Source organism: Bifidobacterium sp. RTP21102st3_E2_RTP21102_210122 (assembly GCF_040916945.1).
Taxonomy (GTDB): Bacteria; Actinomycetota; Actinomycetes; order Actinomycetales; family Bifidobacteriaceae; genus Bifidobacterium; species Bifidobacterium longum.
Genome location: NZ_JBCPAN010000001.1, coordinates 36332 through 49375 on the forward strand (window position 1 = coordinate 36332; position 13044 = coordinate 49375).

14 protein-coding genes and 1 tRNA gene are annotated in these 13044 nt (G+C 59.0%); 14 read left to right on the top strand and 1 reads right to left on the bottom strand.

Annotated features, from left to right (window positions below; genetic code table 11):
- Positions 1-4 precede the first annotated feature (4 nt).
- The 10 genes from rpmD (at position 5) to rplQ (ending at position 6248) form a co-directional block, all read left to right on the top strand.
- On the top strand, positions 5-190 hold the full coding sequence (gene rpmD / locus AB5287_RS00205) for a 50S ribosomal protein L30 (RefSeq protein ID WP_007053043.1): 186 nt from the start codon (positions 5-7) through the stop codon (positions 188-190).
- A 2-nt stretch (positions 191-192) separates the two neighbouring features.
- Entirely contained in the window at positions 193-645 is a 453-nt protein-coding gene (rplO, locus tag AB5287_RS00210) for a 50S ribosomal protein L15 (RefSeq protein ID WP_008783622.1), read from the top strand.
- Positions 646-918: 273 nt separating this feature from the next.
- A complete protein-coding gene (gene secY / locus AB5287_RS00215) occupies positions 919-2256 on the top strand; it encodes a preprotein translocase subunit SecY (RefSeq protein ID WP_007053045.1) in 1338 nt (445 codons plus the stop codon).
- A 169-nt stretch (positions 2257-2425) separates the two neighbouring features.
- Positions 2426-2986: an adenylate kinase gene (locus tag AB5287_RS00220; RefSeq protein WP_007053046.1), complete on the top strand. Its 561-nt coding sequence runs from the start codon at positions 2426-2428 to the stop codon at positions 2984-2986.
- Positions 2987-3162: 176 nt separating this feature from the next.
- Positions 3163-3381: a translation initiation factor IF-1 gene (gene infA / locus AB5287_RS00225; RefSeq protein WP_003808114.1), complete on the top strand. Its 219-nt coding sequence runs from the start codon at positions 3163-3165 to the stop codon at positions 3379-3381.
- A gap of 23 nt (positions 3382-3404) precedes the next feature.
- Complete coding sequence (rpmJ, locus tag AB5287_RS00230; RefSeq protein ID WP_003808136.1) at positions 3405-3518, top strand: 50S ribosomal protein L36; 114 nt, start codon at positions 3405-3407, stop codon at positions 3516-3518.
- A gap of 148 nt (positions 3519-3666) precedes the next feature.
- On the top strand, positions 3667-4044 hold the full coding sequence (rpsM, locus tag AB5287_RS00235; RefSeq protein WP_007053047.1) for a 30S ribosomal protein S13: 378 nt from the start codon (positions 3667-3669) through the stop codon (positions 4042-4044).
- An 87-nt stretch (positions 4045-4131) separates the two neighbouring features.
- Positions 4132-4530: a 30S ribosomal protein S11 gene (gene rpsK / locus AB5287_RS00240; RefSeq protein ID WP_003829907.1), complete on the top strand. Its 399-nt coding sequence runs from the start codon at positions 4132-4134 to the stop codon at positions 4528-4530.
- 80 nt (positions 4531-4610) lie between these two features.
- Positions 4611-5606 (top strand): DNA-directed RNA polymerase subunit alpha, encoded by a 996-nt coding sequence (locus AB5287_RS00245; RefSeq protein WP_007053048.1) that lies wholly within the window; start codon positions 4611-4613, stop codon positions 5604-5606.
- A gap of 99 nt (positions 5607-5705) precedes the next feature.
- Positions 5706-6248: a 50S ribosomal protein L17 gene (rplQ, locus tag AB5287_RS00250; protein ID WP_007053049.1), complete on the top strand. Its 543-nt coding sequence runs from the start codon at positions 5706-5708 to the stop codon at positions 6246-6248.
- Positions 6249-6329: 81 nt separating this feature from the next.
- Here rplQ and truA read toward each other — a convergent pair whose 3' ends face one another.
- Positions 6330-7241, bottom strand: coding sequence for a tRNA pseudouridine(38-40) synthase TruA (gene truA, locus AB5287_RS00255; protein WP_007053050.1), 912 nt, complete (start codon positions 7239-7241; stop codon positions 6330-6332).
- Between the two features lie 221 nt (positions 7242-7462).
- Here truA and AB5287_RS00260 point away from each other — a divergent pair, with 221 nt between their 5' ends.
- The 4 genes from AB5287_RS00260 (at position 7463) to AB5287_RS00275 (ending at position 13028) form a co-directional block, all read left to right on the top strand.
- On the top strand, positions 7463-9643 hold the full coding sequence (locus tag AB5287_RS00260) for a circularly permuted type 2 ATP-grasp protein (protein ID WP_131218669.1): 2181 nt from the start codon (positions 7463-7465) through the stop codon (positions 9641-9643).
- Between the two features lie 206 nt (positions 9644-9849).
- Positions 9850-10650 carry a transglutaminase domain-containing protein gene (locus AB5287_RS00265; protein WP_368220320.1) on the top strand — a complete coding sequence of 267 codons (801 nt, stop codon included), beginning with the start codon at positions 9850-9852 and terminating at the stop codon, positions 10648-10650.
- Between the two features lie 397 nt (positions 10651-11047).
- Positions 11048-11132 (top strand) — tRNA-Ser (locus tag AB5287_RS00270).
- 327 nt (positions 11133-11459) lie between these two features.
- Positions 11460-13028: an alpha-N-arabinofuranosidase gene (locus AB5287_RS00275; RefSeq protein WP_007055345.1), complete on the top strand. Its 1569-nt coding sequence runs from the start codon at positions 11460-11462 to the stop codon at positions 13026-13028.
- The last annotated feature ends 16 nt before the right edge of the window (positions 13029-13044 follow it).

Sequence of the window (13044 nt, forward strand, 5' to 3'; positions counted from 1 at the left end):
ACTCATGGCTAAGAACCTGAAGATTACCCTGCACCACGGCATCGTGAACCGTACCCCGGCTCAGCGCGCCACCGTCAAGACCCTCGGCCTCAACAAGATCGGTAAGACCGTTGTCCGCGAGGACACCCCGGCCAACCGTGGTCTGGTGAACGCCGTGCGTCACCTGGTCACCGTTGAGGAGGTTGACTGATTATGGCAGATAACGAAATCCTGCAGATGCACGACCTGAAGCCCGCCCCGGGTGCCAAGAAGGACCGCACCCGTGTGGGCCGCGGTGAAGGCTCCAAGGGTAAGACCTCCGGTCGTGGCGCCAAGGGCCAGACGAAGCGCAACCACGTGCGTCCGGGCTTTGAAGGCGGCCAGCTGCCGCTGTACATGCGCCTGCCGAAGCTCCGTGGCTTCAAGAACCCGTTCAAGGTCGAGTTCCAGGTCATCAACATCGCTCGTCTCGTGGAGCTCTTCCCCGAGGGCGGCGAGGTTGCTGTGGCCGACCTGATCGCCAAGGGCGCTGTTCGTGACAACGCTCCGGTGAAGGTTCTGGGCGACGGCGAGACCACCGTGGCTTTCACCCTCAAGGGTGTTAAGGCTTCGGCTTCCGCCAAGTCCAAGATCGAGGCCGCCGGCGGTTCCGTTTCCGAGGACTGATTAGTCCTACGGGGAGCGCAATAGGCTGTACAACCCCCGCCCGCCAATAGGTGGACGGGGGTTCCCTTTTCTAAAAAATTGTTGTTCTGAGTGCAGAGAAGCAGTCTCAACACAATGATCGTTTTGAGTATGCTTCCCCCCGTTCAGTACGACGGAGCATAATTCAGGTAACATTCGCGAGACATGAAGTGGCCGAAGTAGGCACTTTAGACTATGCTTGTTCGTTAGTTTGTGTATTTCGCGCGATTGGCGCGCTATTGGGAGGAAATCTAGGTGAGGACACTAATCCAGGCCCTGAAAACCAAAGAGTTGAGGAAGAAGATTCTCTTCGTCCTGTTCATCATCATCGTCTACCGCATCGGTTCGTTCATTCCGACCCCTGGCGTGGACTACAACGTGGTGAACAAGTGCATGGCCACCATCGGCAGCGCCTCCCAGGAGAACTTCATCGGACTGGTGAACCTCTTCTCGGGTGGCGCCATGCTCCAGCTGTCTATCTTCGCGCTGGGCGTCATGCCGTACATCACCGCGTCCATCGTGGTGCAGCTGCTGCGCGTGGTCATCCCCCGCTTCGAGGCCCTGCATAAGGAGGGCCAGTCCGGCGAGGCCAAGCTCACCCAGTACACCCGTTACCTGACCATCGGCCTGGCCGTGCTCCAGTCCACCACCATCCTGGTCACCGCCCGCTCCGGCGCCCTGTTCAACTACCAGTGCGACCAGGTCATCCCGGACGGCTCCGTGTTCAACCTCGTGGTCATGGTCCTCATCATGACCGGCGGCACCGGCCTGATCATGTGGATGGCCGAGCTCGTGACCGACAAGGGCATCGGCCAGGGCATGTCCATCTTGATCTTCATGTCCATCTGCTCCGGCTTCCTGCCGCAGCTGTGGGAGATCGGCTACGGCACCAACGGCACCGACGGCGACTGGCTCAAGTTCGGCATCGTCGTGGGCGTGCTCGTGGTCATCCTCATCTTCGTCGACTTCGTCGAACTGTGCCAGCGCCGCGTCCCGGTCCAGTACACGCGCCGCATGATCGGCCGTAAGATGTACGGCGGCTCCTCCACCTACCTGCCGCTGAAGATCAACATGTCCGGCGTCATCCCGCCGATCTTCGCCTCCTCGATCCTCGCCATCCCGACCCTGATCGCCCAGTTCGGCAAGTCCGACCAGTCGTGGGTCAAGTGGATCAACGCCAACCTGGCGAACACCACCTCCGTGTGGTACATCGCGCTGTACGCGCTGATGATTGTGTTCTTCTGCTTCTTCTACACCTCGATCACGTTCAACCCGGACGAGACCGCGGACAACATGAAGCAGTACGGCGGCTTCATCCCCGGCATCCGCGCCGGCAACGCCACCAGCCGCTACCTGACCTACGTGATGAACCGACTCAACACCGTCGGCGCCGTCTACCTGCTGTTCGTGGCCCTGATCCCGACCGTGCTGATCATGGCCCTCGGCCTCAACGCCAAGCTGCCGTTCGGTGGTACCACGATCCTGATTATCGCGGGCGTGGGCCTCGACACCCTGCGCCAGGCCAAGGCCCAGACCGAACAGTTCCAGTACACCGGCTTCCTGTTCGAAAACGTGGACCACAAAGAGGGCTGACGCCCGCTTGGCAGCGGTCGCCCGCAATGGGCAGGCGGCCGCGCGAGGAGTGGAACAGTCCAGTGGACTGTTCCACGACGGAGCAATCTTTCTTCCGCATATAACTCAATGGCTCCCTTAACCAAGGGAGCCAAAACCGTATTAATAACCGACATAAAAGGAGACCACCATGCGTCTGCTCATCATGGGCCCCCAGGGCGTGGGCAAGGGCACCCAGGCTGCTCTGCTCGCCGAACACTTCAACATCCCCACCATCTCCACCGGCGACATCTTCCGCTACAACATCAAGAACAAGACCGAACTCGGCCTTGAGGCGATGAGCTACACCGACAAGGGCGAGCTGGTTCCGGACTCCCTGACCAACAAGATCGTCAAGGATCGTCTGGCCAAGGAAGACTGCAAGAACGGCTGGATCCTCGACGGCTACCCGCGTAACGCCGCCCAGGTCACCGCTCTCGACGAGATGCTCGCCGACCTCGACACTCCGCTCGACCACGTGGTGGCCCTCGAAGCCGCCCGCGACGTGCTGCTGGAGCGTATGAAGAAGCGCGCCGCCGAGCAGGGCCGCGCTGACGACACTCCGGAGGCCATCGCCAAGCGCCTGGAGACCTATGAGAAGGAAACCGCTCCGCTGCTCGACATCTACGAGGCCCGTGGCCTGCTCGTCGTGGTCAACGGCGTCGGCGACATCGACGAGATCAGCGGCCGTATCATCAGCCACCTCGAGTAGTAGGTTCGGCAGCCCGGGCAACAAGCCGGAGTGATGCCGAAATACCACATCAACGTTTCCATACCCCTGTGCGACACGCCGAGTGTTCGTACAGGGGTATGTGCGTATATAGTTGACAGTTGGTGTGTCTTCGGATATGCCATAGTAATCATCCAACGGAATAGGACTAGAGGCACATGGCAAAAGACGGTGTGATTGAAGTCGAAGGACAGGTCGTGGAAGCACTGCCTAACGCGATGTTCCGCGTTGAACTCGAAAACAAGCACATCGTGCTCGCCACGATTTCCGGCAAAATGCGTAAGAACTATATTCGTATTCTGCCGCAGGATCGTGTCGTGCTCGAAATGAGCCCTTACGACCTGAACCGCGGACGCATTACGTACCGTTACAAGTAAAGGTACACAAGAAAAGGATAACCATGAAGGTCAGCCCTAGCGTGAAGAGGATCTGCGAAAACTGCCGCGTGATCCGCCGTCACGGCCGCGTCATGGTGATCTGCGTCAACCCGCGCCACAAGCAGCGTCAGGGCTGAGAGCAGATTCTCCAGCGGCACTAAGTAAATAAGGCACTCTCTCACAGTGCTTCCCGCAAGGGAACGACACTGAACCACGGGTACGTAGGCCCGTGCCGGGTAACCGGGCGAGCGGGTGCAAGACCTACGGCAACAAGAAGGAATCGCAATGGCACGTCTTGCCGGAGTCGACATCCCCAATGAGAAGCGCATCGAGATCGCCCTCACCTACATTTTCGGTGTGGGTCGCACTCGTGCCAAGGAAACGCTTGCCGCGACCGGTATTAGTCCGGACATCCGCGTCAAGGATCTCACCGACGAGCAGCTGATTACGCTGCGTGACTACCTCGAAGCCAACTACAAGATCGAGGGTGACCTGCGTCGTGAAGTCGATGCAGATATTCGTCGCAAGATTCAGATCAACTGCTACCAAGGCCAGCGTCACCGTAAGGGACTTCCTGTGCGCGGCCAGCGCACCAAGACCAATGCTCGTACCCGCAAGGGCCCGAAGCGCACGGTCGCCGGAAAGAAGAAGGCCACCAAGTAGTCGGTGGCATGATTCGGGCCACGGGATGATTTTCATCCCATCGCCCGAACGTCAACAACAAAGTTCGTTACTAGGAAACGAGGGTCAATGGCAGCGCCTAAGCAAGCCGCTCGTAAGCCCCGTCGTCGCGACCGCAAGTCGGTCCCGGTCGGCCAGGCTCACATCAAGTCCACTTTCAACAACACGATCATTTCGATCACCGATCCGTCCGGCGCCGTGGTGTCCTGGGCGTCCGGTGGCGATGTCGGCTTCAAGGGCTCCCGTAAGTCCACGCCGTACGCCGCTGGTATGGCTGCCGAGTCCGCCGCCCGCAAGGCGATGGAACACGGCGTCAAGAAGGTCGACGTGTTCGTCAAGGGCCCGGGTTCCGGTCGTGAAACCGCCATCCGTTCCCTGCAGTCTGCGGGCCTCGAGGTTGGTTCCATCACCGACGTCACCCCGCAAGCCCACAACGGCGTTCGTCCTCCGAAGCGTCGTCGCGTCTGAGCACTCAGCAATACCAAATCCATCCAAAACCGCCTGACCGGTGAGTGCACCACCGAGTTCAAGCTGAAAGGATAACCACAGTGCTTATTGCACAGCGTCCGACTCTTACCGAGGAATCTCTGAATCCGCAGCGCTCCCGCTTCACCATCGAGCCGCTCGAGCCTGGCTTCGGCTACACGCTCGGCAACTCGCTGCGTCGCACGCTGCTGAGCTCCATCCCGGGTGCTGCCGTGACCTCCGTGCGTATTTCCGGTGCCCTGCATGAGTTCACCACTCTGCCGGGTGTCCAGGAAGACGTCACCGAGATCCTGCTGAACATCAAGGGCATCGTGCTCACCAGCGAATACGACGAGCCTGTGGTCATGTATCTGCGCAAGAGCGGCAAGGGCGAAGCCGTGGCTGGGGACATCACCCCGCCGGCCGGCGTCACCATTGCCAACCCGGAGCAGCACATCGCTACCCTCGCCGACGATGGCGAACTCGAGATCGAGTTCACTGTCGAGCGTGGCCGTGGCTATGTTCCTGCCCAGATGAACAAGCAGGACAACGATGAGATCGGCCGTATTCCGGTTGATTCCATCTACTCCCCGGTACTCAAGGTGAGCTACAAGGTCGAGGCCACCCGTGTGGAACAGCGCACGGACTTCGACAAGCTCATCCTGGACGTGGAGACCAAGCCCGCCATCTCCCCGCGTGACGCGGTGGCTTCCGCCGGTTCCACCTTGGTGGAGCTCTTCGGCCTGTGCCGTGAGCTCAACGCCCAGGCTGAAGGCGTCGAGGTCGGTCCGGCCCCGGTGGCCGAGGAGACCAACCCCGAGATGGCCGTTCCGATTGAGGACCTCAACCTGACGCAGCGTTCTTACAACTGCCTCAAGCGCGAGGGCATCCACACCATCGGTGAGCTTGTCTCCCACACCGAGCAGGACCTGCTCGACATCCGCAATTTCGGTATGAAGTCAATCGATGAGGTCAAGGAGAAGCTGCAGACCTTGGGCCTGAGCCTCAAGTCCTCGCCGATGGCCTTCGATACCAATAATCTCGAAGGTGGCACGTTCTTCTCGCCGGAAGACGAGTGATCTGCCTCTTTGACCAATCGTTCGTTCACTAGGCAAGCAGATGTTCGGGCATATGCCCACCTGCTTGCCTGAAGAACGGACATATAAGGAGTAAACCCAATGCCTACACCTAAGAAGGGCCCGCGTCTGGCTTCCAGCCCCGCACACGAGCGCCTCATGCTGGCAAACATGGCGACCAGCCTGTTCCAGAATGGCCGCATCACCACCACGCTGCCGAAGGCCAAGCGCCTTCGTCCGCTGGCAGAGCGCCTGATCACCTTCGCCAAGCGTGGTGATCTGCACTCCCGCCGTCGCGTGATGCGCGTCATCCGCAACAAGTCCGTGGTGCACATCCTGTTCACCCAGATTGCCGAGCAGATGGAGCAGCGTGAAGGTGGCTACACCCGTATCGTCAAGATCGCTCCGCGCGTTGGCGATGCCGCTCCGGCCGCTGTGATCGAGCTCGTCACCGAGCCGGTTGCCAAGAAGGCTGTTGTGAAGGAAGCTGAAGCCGCCGCCAAGGTTGCCGAAGAAGAAGCTCCGGCCGTTGAGGCTGAGGCCACTGAGGCTGCTGAGGCTGTTGAGGCTCCGGTCGAGGAGACCGCCGCCGCTGAGGCTGAGGCTCCCGCTGAGGAAGCTGCTGACGCCGAGAAGGCCGAGTGAGCTGAATAGCGTTTCGCTAAGCTAGCTGAAAGGGCTGGAATCCGTTTGGGTTCCAGCCCTTTTGCGTTGTTTTCATAGAATCTACAACGTACGTACGGCCCGAATGGCCTCGGCTCTTGCGGCCAGCTGATCATCGGCGGGATATGCGATATGCTCCAAAGTCAGGCCCTGCGGCGCAATCGGCCCGCTTGAGCCTTCACGTACTGGCTCGGCCATTTTGCCGGCAAACCACTCCAGTGATTTGCGTCCCGAACCAACTTTGATGCATGAGCCGACCAGGGAGCGCACCATATTGCGGGCAAAGGCGTCCGCCACAATCGTGAACACTACCAGGCCGGACTCCAGCGACGGAGTCCGATATGCTTCATGCGATGCCATCTCATCCGGTACTAGGGGAGTGATCGGCACCCGCCGCCAATAGGCGGTCTTGACTTCACGGATCGTAGTGCCTCCCGGATTCGGAGTGGCGAAGGAACCAAAATCGTGCAGGCCGATGGTCAATGAGGCTGCGCGGTTCATAAGCTCCAGATCCAGCGCTTCATCCACGGTAAGTACGCATCCACGCAGGCGCGGGTCGACCTCAGACGAACGATCGGCGACCCGATACACATAAGTGCGCTCCAATGCGGAGAACCTGGCATCGAAGCCGACCGGAGCTACGGCAATGCCATGAATGACGATGTCCGAAGGCAGCACAGCCTTGAGTCTGCGAGTCAGCGCCTCGGTGACCGGAATGGTCATGTGACCTACGCAGCGATTCAGTACCTCATCGGATACATCCAGATGCGCCACTTGGTGGGAGGCATGTACACCGGTGTCGGTGCGTCCAGCCACTGTCAAGCGTAACGGTTCGGCCGCGTCATCGGTCGGCACCCGCAGCACCTTGTGCAGCGCATCTTCAATGGTGCCTTGCACTGTACGAAGATTGGGCTGTTTGGCCCAGCCATAGAATCCGCCGCCGTCGTAGGCCAAGTCAATGCGCAGTCGTGTCATAGCCATTCATTGTAACGAGTGTGGTCGGCGAGATGAGTGCGGTCGTCAAGATGCACGCGGCCGGCGAAGTGACCTGCCTGTAACATTCTCGCGCGTTTGTTGAAACGGGCCCGCCTTAGGTTGAAACCATCAAACCCGGTTACGGCTTGCGGCGTCAGCGTGCGCTCAAAACGCCTAACCGCTTGAAGCCACAGAAGCCGCCACAGCAAGGAGCAGGCACGATGATCGAATCCGCAGCACGCAGACTGGCCCATGAACTGGTAAACCGCCGCGAAGCGATCAATCGAGAGCTGTCCCGCAACGGTGTGCGTTTCGGCATCTACAAGAACGGCGAATACCATGACCGGCTGTTCCCGTACGACCCTGTGCCGCGCATTATCGAATCCGACGAATACGACGAATTGGAGAAGGGCCTGAAGCAGCGCGTCAACGCCCTGAACGCCTATCTGAAGGACATTTATTCCGATAAGCGCATTATTCATGATGGCGTCGTGCCGGAAGAATACGTATACACCTCGGCCGGCTACTTCCCGCAGGTCAACTGTGTGACCCCTCCCGGCGGCATTTTCGCGCATATCGCCGGCGAGGACCTGGTCCAAGGCGAGGACGGCCGCTGGTGGGTGCTGGAAGACAACCTGCGCATCCCCTCGGGTGCCAGCTACCCGCTGTTCGTGCGCGACATCGAGCGCCGCATCTCCCCGCGCCTGTTCCGCGACGTTCGTATTCGCGATAATCGCGAATACCCGCGCCTGTTGCGCAAAGCCATGGACTTTGTCTCCACCGAGGGCATCGCCGTGGTACTGACTCCCGGCCGCTACAATTCCGCGTTCTTCGAGCACGCCTATCTGGCGGAGAAAACCGGTGCGGCGTTGGCCTTCCCCGAAGACCTCGAAGTGGTGGACAACAAGGTCTACTTCCTCGACTACGCCGGCAAACGCCACCGTGTGGGCGTGGTTTACCGCCGCCTGTCCGACGAATTCCTCGACCCGTTCGCCTTCAATCCTGATTCGGTGATCGGTGTGCCCGGTATCCTGTCCGCCTACCGCGCGGGCAACGTGGCCATCGTCAACGCGCCGGGCAACGGCGCGGCCGATGACAAGGCCGTCTACTACTTCGTGCCGCAGATGATCAAGTACTATCTCGGCGAGGAACCGATTCTCAACAACGCGCCCACGTACATGCCGATGTTCGAGGCCGACCGCAAGGAAGTCCTGAATCGGATGGGCGAGCTGGTCATCAAGGATGTGGCCGAAGCCGGCGGTTACGGCGTGGTGTTTGGTTCGTCGCTGGATGCCGCCGCACGTGAGGAGCTCGCCAACCGGATCAAGGAGGAGCCGCGTCGATTCATTGCCCAAGAGGTGATTCAGTTCCGTGATATCGATGTGGTGGACCCGAAGACCGGCGAGATGTCGCCGCGCAAGTGCGATTTGCGTGCCTTCGTGGTCACCGGCAAGAATACGCACGTGTGGTATTCGGGCTTGACTCGATACTCGTCGGTGCCCGGCCAGATGATTGTCAACTCGTCGCAGGGTGGCGGATTTAAGGATACGTGGGTGTTGGCACCCGAATCCGGCATGGAGCACGAGTACGGTGCCGAAACGCAGGTGGCGAACCTGCTGAGCCAGTCCCGCCACCATTCGTTGTCGCTGGTTACCGCTTCCAAGGCAGACAACCTGTATTGGCTGGGTCGATACACCGAGCGCGCCTTCACCACGCTGAACCAGTTCTTCCCGTTCTACGATCGTGTGATGGACACCGATGTGGACGCCTTCCGTCCGTTCGCTCACGCACTCGACCTGCCCGAAGATTTCGAGGACTTCGACGGGTTCGTGAACAGCTTCCTGTACGACGGGTCCAATCCTGATTCGGTGCGGTCGGCCGTAACTTCCGCATTCAACAACGCCGTGATTCTGCGCCCGGAATTGAGCTCGCGTCTGCTGCAGTACGTGGAGTTGGCGATGACCAATATCACCGATGCCGCCAAATACGCGGCCGATGCCGAGGACATCTACAAGCAGCGCGATATTACCGATGACATGCTCGCTTTCTGGGGCGGCATCGAGAATTCGCCGGTCGACCCCACGCTGAAGGCGTTCATCTTCATCGGCAAATATCTGGAACGCATCGACCTGTACACGCGCTTCGGCCTGACGATGGAGGATCTGGAAGCGCCGCTCAAGAAGCTCGCCGCCTATTCGATGACCTTGGACGGCATGCCGCTGCCCAGCTGCTTCGCCGACGGACTGAGCTGGCTGGTCGGTCAGCTGCCGTCTCGCGGATATCAGGAAGTCGCCGACCTGCTGAAGAAGTACCTTGACGACTACTCCGGCCGTGTCAGCGCGCTGGCCATCAAAGACATGGGCTCACTGAGCTCCATGAACATGGACGCCAAGCGTCCCTGATCCCGACCTGACACCCTGACGGGTTCAAATGCTATGGTGGTATGGCGAAAAAACCGTGCGCCCGAGTGCCGGCCTGTGCATATCAGCAGATTGCCGGAATATATGCGTGGGCTGTGAGCGCACGGACCATACCTCAGCCATGGCTGTAGTGTTGTTATCCCGAGAATATGCCGGTTGCCGGCTCGTGTGTAAGTGCAGGAGACGTTGTGAAAAAACTCGTGTTCGACTATGAGATGAGGCTGTCCTTCAGCGCACCGGTCACCGATCACAGGTTCCAGCTTCGCTGTATTCCCTCCACTGGCCCTCGCCAACAGGTGATTGACGTGGAAGTGAAGATTCAGCCCGAAACCGAACTCGAAACCACCATCGACTCCTTTGACTCCGTGGTGATGACCGGATTCATCCCTGAGCCGCACGACATATTCAGCTACTCGGTGACCGGTATCGCCTTCGTGGACAATGCGCATATCCATAAGGAAGCCTATAAACCGCTGTACCGATTCAATTCAGCGCTCACCATTCCCGGCCCGAACGTGGAGGCGATGATCGCCGTATGCCGCGAACGCTTGGCGGCGCTGCCTTCCGACGCCACTCCGGTGCAGCAGGCTGCCGAAGTGATGGATGAGGTCTACAAGGCGTTTGTGTATACGCCCGGTTCCACCACGATTCGCACCACCGCCGAACAGGCCTTGGCTCAGCGCAAGGGCGTATGCCAGGATTATGCGCACGTGATGCTGTCCGTGTGCCGGCATGTGGGATTGACCGCGCGCTACATTGCCGGTTTGCTTGGGGGAGAGGGCGCGACCCATGCTTGGGTCGAGGTGTATCAGGATGGCCGATGGGTCGGACTGGATCCCACGCATAACCGATTGGTGGACGACAGCTACATCACCATCGCCCACGGCCGCGATTACCGCGACTGCATGCTCGACATCGGCGTCTTCTCTGGATACAACGTCCAGCAGTCCCAATGGGTCAACGCCTCCGTCCACGAACAGGTGGCATAAATAAAATTCCAAGCCCCCTCTGATGAGCTGAGCCGTGAAGAAAACGCCGGAGGCGTTTTTAGGCGAAGGCGAACGACAGTGAGCAAATAAAATGGCAGCTGGAAAGCTGTCCTTAATTGCGTTCGAGCTGTCAGCCGTAAGGCTGACCGAGGGAGAGACCACTCAATGCAGAGTGGCCCCGTCACCGCTTCTACCACCACCAATATTCGGATTTTGGTAGTTGAAGAATTCGGATTTTCGCAGTTGACCAATTCGGACTGTTAATCGGCTCATCGTCTGACCCATCGCAATCTCACACAAAATCGCATTATCCCACGCCGAATCGAGCTCAGCGAAACTCCGATTTGCCAGGTCGGCAGAATGTGGCATAATGAACAAGTTGCCATTTTGGCAGCATGGATAAGTGTCCGAGCGGTCTAAGGAGCACGCCTCGAAAGCGTGTGAGGTGAAAGCCTCCGCGAGTTCGAATCTCGCCTTATCCGCCTTTAGGGTTCCGGGTTTGTCCCGGAACCCTTTTTGTTTTTGATACGAACGTCCGTATTCGCTCCTGTGCTGTATCGTATACGGCGTGTCGGGTGGAAAATAGCGAAAAGGATAACGTTGTACTCAGCGGGACTTGCGTACTAAGTACAACCATCGTATTATCGATATCAACAGAAGTACAAGGTTGTATTAAATATCCAGAACGCACATTCACCGCTGATTGGCGATGCCGCAAAACAGGTGAACCAAGAAGATGGGCCGATTGCTTTTGGTATTTAGCACAACGTTGTCTTGCGGTATTGAAGACAACGATTAAAGGAGAGCACATGTCCGAGCATTCGCACGACAATAAACCGGGGGAGCTGGAGGAATCTCGACTCGTCGTCGATAATGACTTTGAAGTAGCTCCGGTCAACGACAGACTGTTCGGGTCGTTCGTGGAGCATCTGGGTCGCTGCGTATACGACGGCATCTATGAGCCGGGCCACCCCGAAGCCGATGAAGACGGTTTCCGCAAGGACGTCATCGAACTGGTCAAGGAACTCGGCGCTACCACGATTCGCTATCCTGGCGGCAATTTCGTTTCCGGCTATCGCTGGGAGGATGGCGTTGGTCCTCGTGATGAGCGGCCGCGTCGCCTGGACTTGGCATGGCATTCCACCGAGACCAATCAGTTTGGTCTGCACGAAATGGCGAAATGGCTGGAAAAAACCGGCGGCAACGAGCTGATGGAAGCCGTAAATCTGGGTACCCGTGGTCTTGAAGAGGCCCTCGACCTGTTGGAATACGCGAATATTCCCGGCGGCACCAAGCTCTCCGAGGAGCGTCGCGCCAATGGTGCCGATCAGCCGTTCGGCATCAAGATGTGGTGCTTGGGCAATGAGATGGATGGCCCGTGGCAGACCGGTCACAAGTCCGCCGAGGATTACGGCACCTTGGCGGCCTCGGTGGCGGCAGGTATGCGCGCCATCGATCCGAACGTTGAACTGGTGGTCTGTGGTTCATCCAGCCACGTGATGGACACCTTCGGCAAGTGGGAAGAAACCGTACTTGAGAAGACGTTTGACAACGTCAACTTCGTCTCCTGCCATGCGTACTACCATCCGGAACTTCAGCCTGATGGCACCCGTGACATGAAGAGCTTCCTTGCCTCGGGCGTCGATATGGACGGTTTCATCAACGATGTCGCCGCCGCCATCGATGCAACCAAGGCCCGGCTGAAGAGCAAGCACGACGTGTTCATCTCGTTCGATGAATGGAATGTCTGGTATCTCAACGAAGAGCCGAGCAAGAATCCGGAAGGCATCGGCAATTGGCCGGTTGCCCCGCGCCTGCTCGAGGATGTGTACAGCGCCGCCGACGCCGTGGTGTTCGGTGATCTGATGATTACCCTGCTCAAGAACGCCGACCGCGTGCACGCCGCCAGCCTGGCCCAGTTGGTCAACGTAATTGCGCCGATTATGACCGAACCGGGCGGCCCGGCGTGGCGTCAGACCACGTTCTATCCGTTCTCGCTGACCGCAAAGCTCGCCAAGGGCGGCACGGTGCTTGAACCGAAACTGGCTTCCGGAACGTATGAAACCGACAAATACGGTGAAGTGCCGACGATCAATTCCGTAGCCGTGCGTGGTGAGGACGGTACGATCAGCGTGTTTGTGGTCAATCGCTCCATGGAAGCGGCCAATGACTTTGCCATCAAGCTGCCGGAAGGATTCGCACTTTCCGCGGTCGAGGCGCAAACCCTGCACGAGGATGATCTGCTGGCAAAAAACACGCTGGAAGACCAGAACCGAGTCGTTCTGCACCCCAACACCACCATCACGTCCGACGTCGATACCGGCACTGTGCGTGTGACCTTGCCGCCGGTCTCCTGGACCGCCGTGCACGTGAAGTGATTCGAGTGACGGTGGC

What these genes read in the sequence shown, in the direction of transcription:
- AB5287_RS00260 (WP_131218669.1), top strand. Translation starts at nt 7,463, where the DNA reads ATGATCGAATCCGCAGCACGCAGACTGGCCCATGAACTGGTAAACCGC.
- AB5287_RS00275 (WP_007055345.1), top strand. Translation starts at nt 11,460, where the DNA reads ATGTCCGAGCATTCGCACGACAATAAACCGGGGGAGCTGGAGGAATCT.
- rpmD (WP_007053043.1), top strand. Translation starts at nt 5, where the DNA reads ATGGCTAAGAACCTGAAGATTACCCTGCACCACGGCATCGTGAACCGT.
- rplQ (WP_007053049.1), top strand. Translation starts at nt 5,706, where the DNA reads ATGCCTACACCTAAGAAGGGCCCGCGTCTGGCTTCCAGCCCCGCACAC.
- AB5287_RS00220 (WP_007053046.1), top strand. Translation starts at nt 2,426, where the DNA reads ATGCGTCTGCTCATCATGGGCCCCCAGGGCGTGGGCAAGGGCACCCAG.
- infA (WP_003808114.1), top strand. Translation starts at nt 3,163, where the DNA reads ATGGCAAAAGACGGTGTGATTGAAGTCGAAGGACAGGTCGTGGAAGCA.
- truA (WP_007053050.1), bottom strand. Translation starts at nt 7,241, where the DNA reads ATGACACGACTGCGCATTGACTTGGCCTACGACGGCGGCGGATTCTAT.
- rpsM (WP_007053047.1), top strand. Translation starts at nt 3,667, where the DNA reads ATGGCACGTCTTGCCGGAGTCGACATCCCCAATGAGAAGCGCATCGAG.
- rpsK (WP_003829907.1), top strand. Translation starts at nt 4,132, where the DNA reads ATGGCAGCGCCTAAGCAAGCCGCTCGTAAGCCCCGTCGTCGCGACCGC.
- rplO (WP_008783622.1), top strand. Translation starts at nt 193, where the DNA reads ATGGCAGATAACGAAATCCTGCAGATGCACGACCTGAAGCCCGCCCCG.
- rpmJ (WP_003808136.1), top strand. Translation starts at nt 3,405, where the DNA reads ATGAAGGTCAGCCCTAGCGTGAAGAGGATCTGCGAAAACTGCCGCGTG.